The 15,737-nt window shown below is 64.9% G+C and carries 17 protein-coding genes; 2 read left to right on the top strand and 15 right to left on the bottom strand.

The window, feature by feature from the left end:
* Positions 1-79: 79 nt before the first annotated feature.
* The 12 genes from SPF06_RS01735 to SPF06_RS01680 all read right to left on the bottom strand — a co-directional run bounded on the left by SPF06_RS01735 (position 80) and on the right by SPF06_RS01680 (position 8,976).
* A complete protein-coding gene (locus SPF06_RS01735; protein WP_323277197.1) occupies positions 80-259 on the bottom strand; it encodes a Flp family type IVb pilin in 180 nt (59 codons plus the stop codon).
* Positions 256-465: a Flp family type IVb pilin gene (locus SPF06_RS01730; RefSeq protein WP_323277196.1), complete on the bottom strand. Its 210-nt coding sequence runs from the start codon at positions 463-465 to the stop codon at positions 256-258. The genes SPF06_RS01735 and SPF06_RS01730 overlap by 4 nt, the downstream gene beginning before the upstream one ends.
* Before the next feature lie 169 nt (positions 466-634).
* Entirely contained in the window at positions 635-1,696 is a 1,062-nt protein-coding gene (locus SPF06_RS01725; protein WP_323277195.1) for an acyltransferase family protein, read from the bottom strand.
* Between the two features lie 92 nt (positions 1,697-1,788).
* A complete protein-coding gene (locus tag SPF06_RS01720) occupies positions 1,789-1,986 on the bottom strand; it encodes a Flp family type IVb pilin (protein WP_323277194.1) in 198 nt (65 codons plus the stop codon).
* Positions 1,983-2,951: a type II secretion system F family protein gene (locus SPF06_RS01715; protein ID WP_323277193.1), complete on the bottom strand. Its 969-nt coding sequence runs from the start codon at positions 2,949-2,951 to the stop codon at positions 1,983-1,985. Before SPF06_RS01715 ends, SPF06_RS01720 begins: the two co-directional genes overlap by 4 nt.
* Positions 2,870-3,811, bottom strand: coding sequence for a type II secretion system F family protein (locus SPF06_RS01710; protein ID WP_323277192.1), 942 nt, complete (start codon positions 3,809-3,811; stop codon positions 2,870-2,872). The genes SPF06_RS01715 and SPF06_RS01710 overlap by 82 nt, the downstream gene beginning before the upstream one ends.
* A 5-nt stretch (positions 3,812-3,816) precedes the next feature.
* Entirely contained in the window at positions 3,817-5,316 is a 1,500-nt protein-coding gene (locus SPF06_RS01705) for a TadA family conjugal transfer-associated ATPase (protein WP_323277190.1), read from the bottom strand.
* The gene (locus tag SPF06_RS01700; RefSeq protein WP_323277189.1) at positions 5,313-6,509 is read right to left on the bottom strand and encodes a CpaE/TadZ family protein; all 1,197 of its coding nucleotides are present in this window, start codon (positions 6,507-6,509) and stop codon (positions 5,313-5,315) included. Before SPF06_RS01700 ends, SPF06_RS01705 begins: the two co-directional genes overlap by 4 nt.
* Positions 6,506-7,270, bottom strand: coding sequence for a Flp pilus assembly protein CpaB (gene cpaB, locus SPF06_RS01695; RefSeq protein WP_323277188.1), 765 nt, complete (start codon positions 7,268-7,270; stop codon positions 6,506-6,508). Before cpaB ends, SPF06_RS01700 begins: the two co-directional genes overlap by 4 nt.
* A gap of 18 nt (positions 7,271-7,288) precedes the next feature.
* Positions 7,289-8,260 carry a Tad domain-containing protein gene (locus SPF06_RS01690; protein WP_323277187.1) on the bottom strand — a complete coding sequence of 324 codons (972 nt, stop codon included), beginning with the start codon at positions 8,258-8,260 and terminating at the stop codon, positions 7,289-7,291.
* A 38-nt stretch (positions 8,261-8,298) separates the two neighbouring features.
* The gene (locus SPF06_RS01685) at positions 8,299-8,643 is read right to left on the bottom strand and encodes a TadE/TadG family type IV pilus assembly protein (protein WP_323277186.1); all 345 of its coding nucleotides are present in this window, start codon (positions 8,641-8,643) and stop codon (positions 8,299-8,301) included.
* A 117-nt stretch (positions 8,644-8,760) separates the two neighbouring features.
* The gene (locus SPF06_RS01680) at positions 8,761-8,976 is read right to left on the bottom strand and encodes a Flp family type IVb pilin (protein ID WP_323277185.1); all 216 of its coding nucleotides are present in this window, start codon (positions 8,974-8,976) and stop codon (positions 8,761-8,763) included.
* 454 nt (positions 8,977-9,430) lie between these two features.
* Between SPF06_RS01680 and rplM the strand changes: the two genes are divergently transcribed.
* Positions 9,431-9,874, top strand: coding sequence for a 50S ribosomal protein L13 (rplM, locus tag SPF06_RS01675; protein ID WP_323277184.1), 444 nt, complete (start codon positions 9,431-9,433; stop codon positions 9,872-9,874).
* 38 nt (positions 9,875-9,912) lie between these two features.
* A complete protein-coding gene (gene rpsI / locus SPF06_RS01670) occupies positions 9,913-10,416 on the top strand; it encodes a 30S ribosomal protein S9 (RefSeq protein WP_323277183.1) in 504 nt (167 codons plus the stop codon).
* Between the two features lie 74 nt (positions 10,417-10,490).
* Here the strand turns inward: rpsI and SPF06_RS01665 are convergent, their stop codons facing one another.
* From SPF06_RS01665 to SPF06_RS01655, 3 genes are read right to left on the bottom strand one after another with little or no spacing between them, the layout of a single operon-like run.
* Positions 10,491-12,377 (bottom strand): ArnT family glycosyltransferase, encoded by a 1,887-nt coding sequence (locus SPF06_RS01665; protein ID WP_323277182.1) that lies wholly within the window; start codon positions 12,375-12,377, stop codon positions 10,491-10,493.
* Complete coding sequence (locus SPF06_RS01660) at positions 12,374-14,347, bottom strand: ArnT family glycosyltransferase (protein ID WP_323277181.1); 1,974 nt, start codon at positions 14,345-14,347, stop codon at positions 12,374-12,376. The genes SPF06_RS01665 and SPF06_RS01660 overlap by 4 nt, the downstream gene beginning before the upstream one ends.
* The gene (locus SPF06_RS01655) at positions 14,266-15,507 is read right to left on the bottom strand and encodes a bifunctional glycosyltransferase family 2/GtrA family protein (RefSeq protein WP_323277180.1); all 1,242 of its coding nucleotides are present in this window, start codon (positions 15,505-15,507) and stop codon (positions 14,266-14,268) included. The genes SPF06_RS01660 and SPF06_RS01655 overlap by 82 nt, the downstream gene beginning before the upstream one ends.
* Positions 15,508-15,737 lie beyond the last annotated feature (230 nt).

Here is a 15,737-nt window from a genome sequence, read left to right as displayed (position 1 = left end):
TCATGCGGACGTCAGGCGGGACGGTGTCTGGTAGGGGCGCCCGGGCGGGCGGGGGCCCGGCCCGGGCGCCGCGAGCGGATCACGGTGCGGTGGTGGGGACCTGGCCGGCGACGTTGTTGAACAGCGCTTGGAGGTTCCCGCCGAGCAGCGTGACGGCGACGATGATGACGACCGCAATGAGGGCCACCATGATGCCGTACTCGACGGCCGTGGCACCCTTCTCGCCGGACCACGCGCGGCGGATCACGGAGCGGATCACGGGGCGGTGGTGGGGACTTGGGTGGCGACGTTGTTGAACATCGTCTTCAGGTTGCCGCCGAGGAGGGTCACGGCGACGATGATGACGACCGCAATGAGGGCCACCATGATGCCGTACTCGACGGCCGTGGCGCCCTTCTCGCCCGAGAGGACGCGCTCTTTGGCCTTGATGCCGAGGACGTGCAGGGTTGCGATGAACGAAAGCATTTTTGGCTCCTGTTGGGGGATGTCGGCTGGCCCGAGTGCCTGCCACACCATCGACGTTAGGAGCGCTAGGAAGCCCGCGGAGCGAATCTGCGCGGAAGCTTGGGGAACCTTGGGGGAGTCCTGGGGGATGATCGGATTCTTGCGGGTTTCCTGAGTCTTTCGCGCGGAACTAATCGGCTATGAGCTGCGGCTGTCTGGCGTTTCGCCTAGCGGTCCACGCGCGCCGCCACCGCTGGGCTGGCTGCTCGACGAGGACGCAGCTCAGGAACCCAAGAGGCCAGACGGCGACGAGCGTGAGGGCCGCATAGCCCAGCGGCGGCATCGTGGCTGGCACGTGGAGAGCTGCAAGGAGCTGCTGGATCGGCCAGCCGTAGATGTACACCCCGTAGGAGATGTCGTACCGCGCGCCGATCCGGGCGAACGGTCGGAGTGAGCCGGCGCACAGGACGAGGTAGGAGAGGGGCAGCGGCGCCAGAACAGAGCCGAGGCCGGAGGCGAGGAGAGCCCACGCGGCGGCCGAGGCCAGGATGATGGGAACCAAGCCCACGGGGATGCGCTCGCGGAAGTGCGCCAGGACCGAGCCGGCAAGGAAGAAAGCCATCAGAGGCATCGCGACATCCACGATGCTGGTGATGACACCTCCTTGAAGCCGCACGGTGATCTGGCTGGTGACTGCCACGAAGAGGACGACGGCACCCAGCGACGCTCTCCCTGCGTCCGTCCTGCGGCGGGCGGCCATCACGACTATCGCGATGATCACATAGCACAGTGCTTCCCAGGAAAGCGTCCACAGCGGACCGTTCCAGGTGTCGGCATCGTAATTCCCCAAGAGGGAGGTGCCGATATGAGGCGGCCCCAGAAAGCCAATGGTCAGCGCGAGAGCCGCGCCGAGGAACGCGAATGCGCCGCCCAGATCGTAGCTACCGCCGGTGAGGATTGCCCCGATCGGCGCAGCAACGAACGCTACCGCGATGCTCGCGGCAATGAGTGCAGGGTAAATTCGTGCGAAGCGGGCGAGAGCGTATTCACTGACCGAACGCGAATGCTGGGCGCTGAGCGTGATGAGGTAGCCAGATATCGCGAAGAAGCCCATGACCCCGGCCCTGCCGAGGTTGATCCCGAAGAGGGCTGGTTCAGGACCATAGTTGCCGAGCAGCCATGCGTGGGAGACGATCACGGCGCCTGCGAAGAGGAGCCGCAACGCATTGAGTGAGTTGCGGTGCTGATCCACAGCATGGGACAAGGGGCGGAGTCCCCTCCAGGCTCTGGGTACCGGGAGGGGACTCCAGTCTGTGCGGACCATATTGGTCGGCCGACGCCCGCTCATTTCGCGTTGAGCATCGAAGAGAGAACGTGGGCCAGGGTGAAGTACACGTTGCCGAGGGCAGTTCCGAAGATCGTGGCTCCGGCGGTGATCGCAAAGGCGATGAAGCCAACGAGTACCGCGTACTCAGTTGATGTGCTGCCGGATTCATCTGGGCCGGCAGCGCTCGCGATGGGGGGCGTGTGTCGGTCTTTCATGAGAACATCCGGATGACGTTGATGATCGGGGGGCCGAGGATGATGACGAACATCGCCGGCAGGATGGTGATGACGAGTGGGAAGAGGACCTTCACGGGGATCTTCATGGCGTGTTCTTCGGCTCTTTGCCGGCGCTTGAGCCGCATTTCCTTGGCCTGGCTGCGCAACACGTTGGCGATCGCGATGCCGTACTGATCTGCTTGGACGACGGCGCGGATGAAGGACCGTAGCTCGGAGAAGCCGCAGCGTTCCGCGAGATCGAGATACGCCTCGTGCCGGGAACGGCCGACCTGGATGTCCTGGAGCGTCCGAACGAATTCGTCGGCCAGCGGGCCGCTGCTGTTCTCGGCGGCCTTCGCCATGGCACCCTCGAAACCGACACCCGCCTCGACGGAGATGAGCATCTGGTCGAGCATGTTGGGGAGCGCCAGGTGCATAGCCTTTCGGCGCTTTTGGGCAGTGTTGTTGAGGAGTAGGTCAGGGAGGAAGTAACCCGCCGCTCCGACGGCGAGAATGCCCAAGACCGCCTGCGGACTGAGAGCACGGCTAAAAGCAAGAAGCCCGAGGATGATGAGGCAAAGAGCCACGATCGGCTTTGCGACGAGGACTTTTTCCATCGGCCAGCTCTTGGGGCGCCCGGCGCCGGCCAGCTTCTTGTCCAGCCACGCGACATACCCGGTAGGAAGGGAACGTCGTGAGAGACCGACGACCAGCTCCGGCACGGAGGACGGCGCCTTCTTGATGGCCTTGGACAGTCCGAGGTTGAGCTGGACCCGCTTGCGCGTGGAACGGTCCGCCGTGATGAGGCTCCAGGTCAGGAGGCTGATAGGCGCGACGATGGCGAGGATCGCGGCAAGAGCAAGGAATGACATGTTGCGCTCCTTCAGAACTTCGGCTTGATGAGCCGGCTCAGCCAGAAAGACCCGACGCCGAGCAACGCGGCTGCGCCCGCCAACATGAGCCAACCCGGCACAGTTCCGAAGAATGTCGGCGCATAGGTCGGGTTGATGAGGCACAAGATGACGAGCATGACGATGGGCATTCCGACGAGGACGTAGGCCGAGACGCGTCCTTCCGCGCTGAGAGCTTGGACTTGACGGACTAGCGCGGCGCGCTCCCGAATCGTCTCGTTGACGTTTTCGAGGACCTCGGCGAGATTGCCTCCGATTTCCCGCTGCGTCTCAATGGCTTGCGCCGTCCATTGGAAATCCTGCGACTTCATCCGCGCTGCTGTGTCGAGCAGCGAATCGATGAGGTCGCGCCCGATGCGCGTTTCATTGACGATCCGGCGCAGTTCTTCGCTCATGGGCGCTTCTGCATCGCCGGATGCCGCGTCGACTGCCCGCATGAGGCTGTGTCCGGCGCGCATGCTTCCGGCCAGCATCTGAAGCGTGTCGGGAAGCTGCTCGGCGAACTTGGCCTGGCGTCGCGACGCCTTCAGATTGAGCCAGAACAGCATTCCCGCGGGAGCGAGGATCGCCAAGAGCAAGCCGAGTCCGATTCCCGCGATCACAAAGCCGACGACGCCGGCCATCAGGAAGGCCGCTGCGCAGATGAGGACGAAGTCCGCAGCGCGCATCTTGAGGCCGGCCTGCTCGAACTTGTCGGCCTTGATGAATCGGAGCTGCTTTCCCTTGAGGGTCTTGTTGATTGCCTCGACTGCGGATTCCGTGACTTTGGTGAGCGTTGAGACGGATGAGGGAGCGTCGGGCCGTCTGCGGCTGAGGGGGACGATGCGGCGGGATTTGAAGACGAGGGCAAGGACTACGCCGAGGGCGGCATAGATGCAGAGGAGCCCCAGGGCGAGGGTTATTGGCGAATCCATCGTTGTCACCGCCGTCCAGCATGGAGGCCGAAGATCGACGGATTGACCTTGATGCCCAAATCGGCGAAGCGCTCGACGAAGCGGGGGCGGACTCCGGTCGGCATGGGCTTCCCGAGGAACCGGCCGTTGGCATCGATGCCTGCCCCGTAGTCGAACACAAATGCGTCCTGAAGCGTAACGACGTCGCCCTCCATGCCCTGCACTTCGGTGACGTGGGTGACCCGGCGGGTGCCGTCGCGAAGGCGGGTGAGGTGGACGATGAGGTTCACGGCGGAGGCGACCTGCTCGCGGATGGCGCGCAGGGGGAGGTCCATGCCGGCCATGAGCACGAGGGTCTCGAGGCGGGCGACGGCGTCGCGGGGGGAGTTGGCGTGGACGGTCGAGAGGGAGCCGTCGTGGCCGGTGTTCATGGCCTGGAGCATGTCGAGCGTCTCGCCGCCGCGGACCTCGCCGACCACGATGCGGTCGGGGCGCATGCGCAGGGAGTTCCGGACGAGGTCGCGGATCGTGATCGCGCCCTTGCCCTCGATGTTCGGGGGGCGACTCTCAAGCCGGATCACGTGATCCTGCTGGAGCTGGAGTTCCACGGCGTCTTCGATCGTGACGATCCGTTCGGTGTGCGGAATGTACCCGGAGAGGACGTTCAAGAGAGTCGTCTTCCCAGTGCCCGTTCCGCCCGAGACGATCACGTTCATGCGGGCCTCGACGCACGCCTGCATGAGTTCCGCCATCTCAGGATTGAGGGTCCCGAGCTGGATGAGTTTCTCGACGCTGAGGGCCTCGCGCGAGAACTTGCGGATGGTGAGCGCTGCCCCGTTGACCGCGAGCGGCGGAATGATCGCGTTGACGCGAGAACCGTCGGCGAGGCGGGCATCGACGAGTGGGGAGGCTTCATCGATGCGGCGCCCGACCCGGGAGACGATGCGGTCGATGACTCGCCGCAGCTGCTCCTCGGACGTGAAGGTCGTCTCCGTGGCGAAGAGCTGGCCCCGCCGCTCGACGTAGACCTGGTCGGCGCGGTTGACCATGACCTCGGTGACGCTCGGGTCGTCGATGTAGCGCTGGATCGGGCCGAGGCCTAGGACGTCATCCATGATCTCGTCGATGAGCCGCTCGCGCTCGCTCGCCGTGAGCGGAACCTGCTGTTCGGCGACGACGCCGCGGAGCTCGCCGCGAACATAGTCCCCGAGCTCGCTCTCGCTCATGCTCGAGTCCGTGATGCGGCTCCCAACCCGGTCGTATAGCTCGGCTGAGGCCTTCTCTTTGAGCTCGCGGAGCGCCTGGCTCGCGCGCACGCTGCCGTGGTTCGGCTCGCTGTCCGCGAGGCGGGCCTCTGCGACGGCAGCGGCCTGGGCGGTCACTCGAACCCCCAGGGTCGCCGACTGCGCGTCGGGTGAGGAGCTCGGCGGCTCCTGAGCTGCCTGGGGACCGACTCCGGCCTCAGCAGACTCGGCCGGTTGGCCTGCGCCGCCGCGTGCCGCCTGAAGACGTTCGATGAGACTCACTGGAACACCACCCTCCGGTGCACGGCCTTGCGGTCGCGCTCCTGCCACGTGGGCTTGAAGCGCTCGACCAGCTGGCGAAGGCCTTTGACAGTTGCGTCGCGGAAGCCATCCTGGAGTGCGGGGACGCCCCGGTTGGTCGAGATGGGGAGCATCCGGGAACGCGGCAGGACCACGTCGACGGGAACGCCGACCGTCGCCTCCACATCCTGAAGCGTGAGCCCGGATTTCCTGTCCGCCATGTTGACGACCACGTGACGTCGCTCGGGAAGCATGTGCAGTTCCGCGAGGATCTCGAGCCCTGACTTGAGACCCCGCACGCTCGGAATGTCCATTCCGCACACCCAGACGACGTCGGTGGCCTGTTCGAGAACCGCCAAGACATGTTCTCCGAGACCTGGCGACGTATCGATGACTACGTACTGGAATTCAGCTGCGAGGCGGGAGATGAGTTCTCCTACGCTCGGGGCCGAGATCCGGTCTGCATCCGCGGGGTTCCTCGGGGCGCACAGCGCGTAGAGGTTCGTGGAGTGGTGAGTCAGGTACGTCTTGAGCGATAGAGCGTCCATGGGCCCGTTCACGGCGTCGAGCACCGTGCGCTCAGGATCCAGCATGAGGCCGCTCGCAACGTCGCCGAACTGCAGGTCCAGGTCGACGACGACGACCGAAAGCGGCGCGGTCTTCGCGAGTCCGACGGCGATATTGGTCGAGATTGTCGTCTTGCCGACCCCTCCCTTGGGAGACATCACGGTGATGACGCGACCGCGCCCCTGATGGGGATCCTCTCCATCGCCCACAGGTGCGGCGGAGTAGCGGAACGCGGCCGACGCCGCGGCCTCCTCAAGGCGCGATCGAAGCGCTTCGACCGGGGTTGACGCCGACAGGATGTCGCGCACTCCCGACCTCATGGCCGCGATGGTCAGCTCGGGCGTGGGCTCCGCGGCGTAGACGAGGCTCACATGCGGAAAGCGGACATCCACCGCGGCGGCGAATTTGAGAACTTCTTCGGCCCGCAGGTCCGGGCCGAACACCAGCACCTCAAGTGGTTCGCCGACGAGTTGCCTGAAGACGTCGTCGATCGTGGCGGGCAAGTAGTCCGCTCGGAATACCTGGACGCTCCCCGGTAGGCTGGCCGCGGCCAGACGAACATCGTGGTCGAATTCCGCGTCTGCGGTGATCAACGCGAAGCGGCTCATTGGAACACCCTCGTCCTGTCCATGGTGCCCGACGCGTTCAGCTGCGCGTTCGCCGGCTCCTTGGTGAGGTAGACCTTGCCGAACTCCACCGCGTAGACGATGCGCTGGGCATCTGCGGCGGCGAGGGCGAACGTCACGAGGTAATCGCCCCCCGAGTTGCTGCTCGCGCTTCCGATACCTGAGCCTCCGCTCGCGGCAGTCTGTGTCGTCGACGTGTCCCGCGCGTTTGCGCCGGAGGAGAGCTGCACCGCGGTGAGGAGCACCTTGTTGTAGGTGAGCTGAGTCTGGGCTGGCTGGCCGTTGTCGGCGCCGAAGGAGATCAGGATGCCCACCGTGTCGCCCGGGGCGAGAGCGCCCCCAACAACGCGCTCGATGGGCAGTTTGATGGTCACTTCCTGCATCCCTGCCGGCACGTTGGCGCGGCCAGAGGTTGCGGCGGCCGTCGGGTCAACGAAGCGGCTCGTGAGAAGGTCTTCGCCAGGCTGGAGGTCTACAGAGGCCACCTTGCCCTGGACTGCCGCAAGGTCTGTGACGGCGTTCGCGGCGATGGCCGCCTTGGGAAGGGTCTTCTTGGCGACGGAATCGCCAAGGCTCGCCGCCGCGGTGCCGGCGGGGATCGTCTTCTGGACGACGTAGACGTCTTCCGTCTCGACATTCGCGAAGGCGCGTCGGTCGGCGCCGTTGACATAGGTGAGGAGAAGCACGGTGCCGATGACTGCGACAATCAGAGCGGCCACGCCTCCCAGTAGGCGGGTTCTCATGGTAATTCCCTTCTAGCGCTAATTGATCAGTGAAACGATCTCTGATCCGTAGTTCTGGCCGTTTCCTATTACGAAGCTCGGATCTGAGAGGTCGAACCGAATAAATTGGGCGATGACGCAGCGGTCGGTCCCACCGCTACAGGCCAGGGAGGAACTGATGCCGAGGCTGGTCAGGGCGGCTGCCGTGTTTCGAAAGCTGCCAGGAGCGCTATTGTTGGCTACTAGCTTCCAGCCGATCATTTTGAACGTGGCGTAGCCGGTGATGTGATACGAAGCGTTTGTGCCGGTTCCTGTGACGGTATCGAAAATTGGGAAGACAACATCAGCCTCGCCTCCGGCGTTGATCGTGTCGACCCACGTCTGAAGGATTGCCAGGCATCCTGATGGCAGATTATTTCCTGGATCGGATCCGATGCTCGTCTGCCCGGCCACCGTGCTCGTCTGGCAGTTTGTGTTATCCAACCAGCCCCAGCCTCCTGGTATCTGCAAGCCTGACGGTCCCGTGCAGTACATGCCCGGCTTGTAGCTGAATTGCTGAGGTTGGCCTGCCGATGTCGTCGGTGAGATGTCGTAGCACGCGCTCGAGAATGCGAACGGGAATCCGCTCCCCTTCCCAGGAGGACCCCACGTGGCCGTCGCGCCCGCCTGGACCTGCTCCGAACTGAAGCCGAGAGCATGGGCGAAGCCCAGTGAAAGACCAGATGCGGGCGTCGAGGTACCGACAGTGACCGTACTTGCTGTGGGGAACGTCACGGACTGCACGACGGCAGTGCTGTCGTTGGAGTTGGCCGGCGTGTACTGAGTGGCGAGAGACGGTCCCGTGCTCTGGCAGGACGCCGCGTTCTTGACGCAATAGTTGGCGATCGCGAGCGCAGACGCGTCAGCCCCGTTCTGGAGCTGGGCCTTCTCCGCCGCGACGCGGCCGATGTCGACCGCCATGGCGCCCATGCCAATGAGCGCGATCACGACGATAGCGACAATGACAGCCACGGCCCCGCGCTCGTTCTCGGCATGTCCTTGGCGAAGTCTCAGCCACCGCATCGCATAGCTCCTACTCCCGTGATGTGAATGGATGAGCCAAACCCGAGCCAGTTGCCGGTCAGCAGGCTGACGTCTGATGCCACATTCGAGGCAATCTGGCTCCCCGAGGTGCATGAGCTCGGCGAGAAGGTAACGGTCACCGTGTAGGGCGAGGCCACCTTCTGCGCTGCGCTGGTTGCGGCATTGGCATCGTTCGTGAGGGCCATCGTCCTCGCGGCCTCGCGGGCCGCGTTGGTGACGAGGATCTGCGCGTTGTAAATGCGCGAGAACTCGACTATGCCGCCGAGGAGCGCAAGAAGCAGCGGCGCGATGATGGCAAATTCGACGGCCACTGCACCGCGCTGTCTTTGTCGATTGGTGGATCGCACGCTAGCCCCCGTCTTTGGTTCGCTATGTCCAGGAAAGAGATGATGGCGGGCGGCAAAATCTGCCGCCCGCCTCCATCGCGTTCAGGCAGCGGCCTTGGCCCAGCTGCCGATGTTGGTGGCCAGGTCCGAGAACCAGTTGCTGAGGGCGGTGCCGAAAAGTCCTGCGCCGACGATGATGACCAGAGCAACGAAGGCGATGAGGAGCGCATATTCCGTCGCCGTTGCGCCTTTTTCTCCGTTCGCGCGGTCCTTGAGGTCGTTCCAGAAAGTGAGGAGGGAGACCATGAGAGCGTTCATGACGATTTCCTTTTCGAGAAGATTTAGCCGGCTCCGGGGCGGCGACCCCCAATTCGAGCGTCGTCGGGAGCTGACGCATATAAAGCTCCCACTCCGGAGACTCCCCGCCATCCGTAGCCGGTACTCGTCTTTTCGATACGTGATTACGGAAGCGGTACTCGCATCACCCTCCGAGTACTCAGTAGGTACTGTGATTGAGGGCGGGGTGCGCGGGGCCGCGCCTCGCTTTGACCGGCCTGCGGCGGACGCGGTACCCTTGATAGTCGTTGTGCGTGTCCTACCTCGATGGGACGTGTCCGTCGGGTGTCCAGTTGCAGGACCCACCAACCCGCCGGCGCATTCGAGGCCCAGGGATGACTGGTCGGTAGAGTCCTCACCTCTTCTCCGGTAGCGCACTGAAGTACACAGGTGCACCTCACGGCGCCTACCAAGACCGAGAACGAAGGCAATAACTGTGCGTACGTACACTCCGAAGCCGGGCGACGCCAACCGTCAGTGGCACATCATCGATGCCACCGACGTCGTCCTTGGTCGTCTTGCCAGCCAGACCGCAACACTGCTGCGCGGGAAGCACAAGCCGACCTACGCCCCCCACATGGACATGGGCGATTTCGTCATCATCATCAACGCCGAGAAGGTCGCTCTCACGGGTGCCAAGCTCGACCAGAAGCGCGCCTACCGGCACTCAGGCTTCCCGGGCGGTCTTACGAGCGTGACCTACGCCGAGCTCCTCGAGAAGAACCCGGTTCGCGCCGTGGAGAAGGCCGTCAAGGGCATGCTTCCGAAGAACAAGCTCGCGGACCAGCAGATCTCGAAGCTCAAGGTCTACGCGGGCCCGAACCACCCGCACACGGCGCAGCAGCCGAAGACCTTTGAGATCACCCAGGTCGCTCAGTAGTCCTGGCCACTACCCAAGAATTCACCAAGGAGAACACTGTGGCTCAGAACGACGAGCTCAACCCGGCCGCTGAGGCCGAGGAGAACCTGACCAGCTACACGAGCGAGAGCGCTCCGACCGCCGAGGCCGTCAAGCGCGAGCGCCCGGCCCTCACGGTGTCTGGTGCCGCCGTCGGCCGCCGCAAGCAGGCCGTCGCCCGCGTGCGCGTCATTCCCGGCTCCGGGCAGTGGACCATCAACGGCCGCACGCTCGAGAACTACTTCCCGAACAAGCTCCACCAGCAGGAAGTCAACGATCCGTTCAAGCTCCTCGACCTTGAGGGTGCCTACGACGTCGTTGTCCGCATCCACGGCGGTGGCCCCTCGGGCCAGGCCGGCGCCGTGCGCCTCGGCGTGTCCCGCGCGCTCAACGGGATCGACGTCGAGAACAACCGCCCGGCCCTCAAGAAGGCCGGCTTCCTGACCCGCGACGCCCGCGTGGTCGAGCGCAAGAAGGCCGGTCTCAAGAAGGCCCGCCGCGCTCCGCAGTACTCGAAGCGTTAGTCGTTTCGCCACCGCTCAACGAGCGGACGCTCGGAAGGCCCGCCCCGTTCCTGGGGCGGGCCTTTTCCGTGTTTCTAGGGCGGCGGAGTTCTCAGGTCGTAGACCGTCGGCTCGCCGGTCATCACGACCGGAAAATTCTTCTCCACCCATGCCGCGATGGAGCGGGCTTCGGGGCTCAGTTCATCGGGCCGATCTCGGATGATGGTGAAATCGGCAAAGTAGGCGACACGGCCACGTCGAACTAGCTCTTGGAACTGCGCCAGAGTTGGGGTCGGGTCTGAGCCGAGCCAGCCACCGATCGACATGACCGGTGTATCGGACGCGAGCTGATATTGCGCCACATTCTGGGCGCTGTAAGTTGCTAAGGTCCACGTGGACGAGCCTGAGGCCTCGTGCATCAAACTGATGAGTCGGGGGTCAGGTGGGGCGCCGAAATCCACCTCTTTTGCCCACGACAGCTCGGGCGAGGCTCGGACGTCATCGAGGACATTCTTGAGTGCCATGGGGTAACGGCTGGTAGATCCCGAGGCGGGATTGGTGCCCTCCTGCGGCTGGGATGCCGTGAAAATGTTGCTTGCCGCAGGTGCTGCACCGAGGGCTACCGCGGCGAGCAACGCGGCCCCGGCTTGCAGCGCTCGTCGTGGCGGGGTGGCGAGAAAATGAGCCGCGGCCGCCACGACGCCGATCCCCCCGACGGCCCAAGGCACCCAAACTGGCCACTGTATCCCGTACTCAATGATGCGCAGCTGTCCATAAACCCCGGCTCCGATGACCACGACGGTCAATGCACGCTGTGCCCATCGATCCGCGGACTGCCTCAGCATGTGCAAAGCGGCTGCCGTCGTGAGGGCCGCCCACGGGGCGAGGGAATGGGTGTAATACGAATGCAGCATGGTGCCCATGAACGATAGGACCAGGGCCACCGTGAGGAACACTGCCGCAGAGGCGGTGCTGAGAAACTGCTGGCTCCGGTTCAGCCGTCGCCAAGCGTAGACCAGCACGAGCACGGAACCCATTAGGGCGGGCAGGACGAGCCAGCCAGCCGCTACGGACAGGTTCGCATTGAAAAGTCTCCCTGGTCCCCCGTCATACGTAAGGCCTGGGGCGTCGACTTGTATGAAACGGGCCAAGCCGTTGTAGTCCCATGCCAGCTCGAGGGCGCTATTGCCTAGCGAGCCGCCCACATAAGGCCGGTTCACTGCACTGACAGAGTCGACGATAAATATCCACCCGAATCCGGTCGTGAGCATGCATGCTCCGGACGCGAGCACCCGCCGCCACCGTTGGCCCGCAGTTCCTGCCCCGAAGATCAGGAGACCGGCCGCGATTGCCGGCACTGGGATCCACGCTTGGACCTCCTTCGCCATGAAGCCGAGGCCGAACATCGTTCCGCACAGCAGGTAGGGGGCCCAGCGTGTGCTCTCCCGGGACCGGACGGCGAAATAGAACCCCAACGCCACGAGGAATCCGGTGGTGGCCTCCGGATTGTTGAACCGCGACATCAAAAAGACAACCGGTGTTGTCATATAGAACACGCTCGCCGTGAGCGCCGTCCACCGCGGAAATACGCGGCGTACGGTGAGGTAGTACACGACGACCGTGGCAGCGCCGAGGATTGCGTGTGGGGCCAGGACGCTCCAGGAGGAGAGGCCGAAGAGTCGAACGGCGATGGCGGACGGCCAGACTGAAAGTGGCGGCTTGTCAATCGAAATGGAATTGCCCCAATCGAGGGAGCCGAAGAAGAAGGCTTTCCAGTCGTGGGCACCGGCTTGTGCAGCCGCGGCGTAGAAGGGGTTCCCCCAGCCGTTGAGGTCCAGTCGGTAGAGGTAAAGGGACAGGGCCGCCACGGCCAATCCGCCGACGACGGCCCATTCGGAGGTCCAGCGACGGCCCCTGTGGCGCGCGGACCGTCCGCGGGTTCTGCGTTCGGTCAACTGGGGCCTCAAGATCTGGAGGGTCATCGCGTCTCCCCGAAAGAATAGAAGGTGAGCGACCCGTAGGCGCTGCTGCTGTAGGTCTTTTGGACCCAATCGACAATCCGTTGGCTCTCGCTCCCGTTTTGTGCCCCTAGCGGGAGGGTTCCGAGCACGAGCCCGCCCACTCGACCTTGGACCACCAACTGCTGGAATTGTTCAAGGGTGGGCGTCGGATCCGATCCGTCGAACCCACCGAGTGGAAGGACCGGGACCCCCGTTGCGAGGGTCGCAAGCGCGGCGTTCTGCCCGCCCACTGCAGCCGCGTTCCAACCTGTCTGCGTGGTCGCCGAATCGATGCGTCCGGCGAGCTCTGCGTTGGGCGTGACGCCGAGCATGATCGATTCGCTCGGTGGTGTCATCGACGGCAGCAGGCCGCGGTGATCTGGAGAGTCCGTTACACCGATGACGCCCGGGGGGCCAGCATTGGGTGCGGACCCCACGTGCCCTGACGAGGCGGTCACGGCAGACCACACCAGCGGGCCCGTCATGAGCGCAGCAGCTGTGAGCCCCGCGATAACGCGAGCGATGATCAACGGCGGCGTCCTTGAGAGCACGAGCCCGGCGCAGGCCACAGCTCCCATCAGGACGATCGCGTCGGCGAGAAACGCGTAGCCTCGCGTGTACAGGCCGATGATGATGAGGTTCATCAGCATCGTGGCGAGAATGCCGATGGCTAGAGTTCGGCGAGTCCATCGGCGTGCGCTTCGATGCAGGCCGATCCGGAGCGCCCACGCCGCAAGCATCGCAGTCGGCGAGACGAGCACAAGCGAATAGTAGGGGTGAATGATCCCACCCATGTACGCCAGAACGGGCACGCTGGTCCACCACCACAAACAGGCGAACGTGACTGGCAGGGGCACCGATCCCAGTCGGCGGCGCATTGCCAAGAAGAGCACGAAGACAGTGGCCACGACCGCGAGGGGCAGCAGCCACGAGATCTGACCTGCGTAATTGGGATAGATGAAGCGAATGAATCCAGATGCAGGGTCCGTGCCCTCCGTGGCCGGCCCCGTGCGGGACGCATCGAGTCCGGTCAGCCGGTCCAGACCGTTGTACCCGAGCGTGAGATCCCAGATGCTGTTGGTCCGCGAACCGCCGATGAACGGGCGCGAGCCGGTTGGCACGAGGCTGACCGCGACGAACCACGTCAGTCCTGTCGCGAGCGCGGTGGCCACGGCGATGGCAGCTTGTCGGAGCTTCTGGTGCCACGACGTGCGCCGTGTTCCCAGAAGGCACACGGCCACCGCAGGAGCGATCAAGAGCACCTGCAGCTGCTTGGTCATGAAGCCGAGTCCGATCGAGGCTCCGATCACGAGCGACCACGCAAGAGACGGTCGCCGCACGGCGCGCAATGTGGCCCACGCGCCCACCGTCATGAGGAGCACGAGCAGCGCGTCGGGGTTGTTGTAGCGGAACATGACGGTCGCGACCGGCGTCGTGGCCGTCGCGGCACCTGCGAACAGCGCGTAAGCACTTGGAAGGAACGTGCGGCAGATCGCATAGACGAGGAGCACGGTGCAGATGCCCATGAGGGCCTGCGGAACGAGCATCGACCACACATTGAAGCCGAAGACACGTGCCGAGAGGGCCATGACCCAGATGCCCAGCGGAGGCTTGTCGACGGAGAGGAAGTTGCCCATGTCGGCGCTCGCGAACCAGAAGGACGTCCAGCTCTTAGCGGCGGCCTGTACCGCGGCCGAGTAGTACGCGTTGGCCCACCCGTTCTGATCGAGTCCAGGGAGATAGAGCGCCCCCGACAGGAGAGCGAGAAACACGCGATGCACGGTGCTGCTGCGGGCCCACGTGCCCAGGGCCGCCGAAACTCCTGCGCCGCGCCGCCGGCGGAGCCCGGCCTCGGCGGCGGCTACCGCGCTCATGCCGCCGAGGCCCTGCTCGTTGCGGCGACCTGATCTCCCGAGCCCCGCGCCGTCGTCGTCTGCGCCCTGAAGACCCACGCCTTGAGGAGGGCGAACCGCAGGATCGTCGCGACGATGTTCGCGGCGGTGAGCGTCACGAGCTCGGCGGTCGCGCCGGGCTGCGCAGCCGCCGCGTGCAGCACGAGGAGCGACGACGCCGTGAGCCCCCACGCGAGGCCGAAGACGATGAGCCCCTGGAACTGCTGGACGCTGTAGCGTTCGGGCCCCCGGATGCCGAACGTGAACCGCCTGTTGGCCGCTGTGTTGAGCACCGCGGTGATGAGGAGCGCCGAGAAGTTGGCGAGCTGCGCCCCGAGGCCCGGCTGGAGGAGGAGGTACAGGAGCGCGAAGGCGAGGGTCGAGAAGACGCCGACGGCGCCGAAGCGCAGCACTTGGCCGAAGAAGGACGGCGCCCGCCCGGGCAGAAGCGGGCGCCGTCCAAGCTCTGCGTAGATGGCCGCGAGCGGCACCCTGCCGCGCGCGAGAGACCCCGCGACGCGCATGATCCCGCGCATGTCGTCGATGGCGGTCTGCCTGATGTCGACGGTGCTCGTGGGATCGTCGGTCCAGTCGACGGGAATCTCGTGGATGCGGAGGCCCGCGCGTTCGGCGAGGACGAGGAGCTCGGTGTCGAAGAACCACTTGTTGTCCTCGACGTGGGGCAGGAGCGCCCGCGCGACCTCCGCCCGCATGGCCTTGAACCCGCATTGGGCGTCGGAGAAGCGCACGCCGAGCGCGCTGCGCAGCATCACGTTGTACGTGCGGGAGATGAACTCGCGCTTCGGCCCGCGGACCACGCGGCAGCCGCTGCGGAGCCGTGTGCCGATCGAGATGTCCGAGTGTCCCGAGAGGAGGGGTGCGATGAGCGGCGGAAGCGCTGCGAGGTCGGTCGAGAGGTCGACGTCGAGGTACGCGACGACCTGCGCCGGCGACGCCGCCCACGCGTCGCGGAGCGCGTACCCGCGCCCCTTCGTGGCGAGCCGCCGATAGACGACGCCGTCGTACTCCTCGGCGAGCGCCTCGCCGATCTCCTGGGTGCGGTCGGTGCTCGCGTTGTCGGCGATCGTCACGCGCCACGGGACGTGGAACGCGTCGTCGAGGTACTCCACGAGCGTCGTGATGCATGCGCTCAGGCTGAGCTCTTCGTTGAAGACCGGAACGACGATATCGATCGCCAGGGCCCCGTTTCCACTGGTCATGCCGATCAAGGTAGGGGCCTCAGGACGGCCCGCACCATAGCCTCTGAGAAAGACGAGTACCGCTCGCGGAGAAGTCAGGTAATGGCCCTTTCCACTCGATTTCACCCCCCGCGAGATACACCAAAATCGAGTACTCGGCGGCCCCTTCCAAGTAGTGCTTTGGCCCCGTCCGACGGCTAGCCTCACATCACCCCGAAAGGCGCCGAGAGCGGGCTCGCAGCTGGTCCGCT

Source organism: Sinomonas terricola (genome assembly GCF_034931225.1).
Classification (GTDB): Bacteria; Actinomycetota; Actinomycetes; order Actinomycetales; family Micrococcaceae; genus Sinomonas; species Sinomonas terricola.
This window is presented reverse-complemented; position numbering and strand designations above follow the sequence as displayed.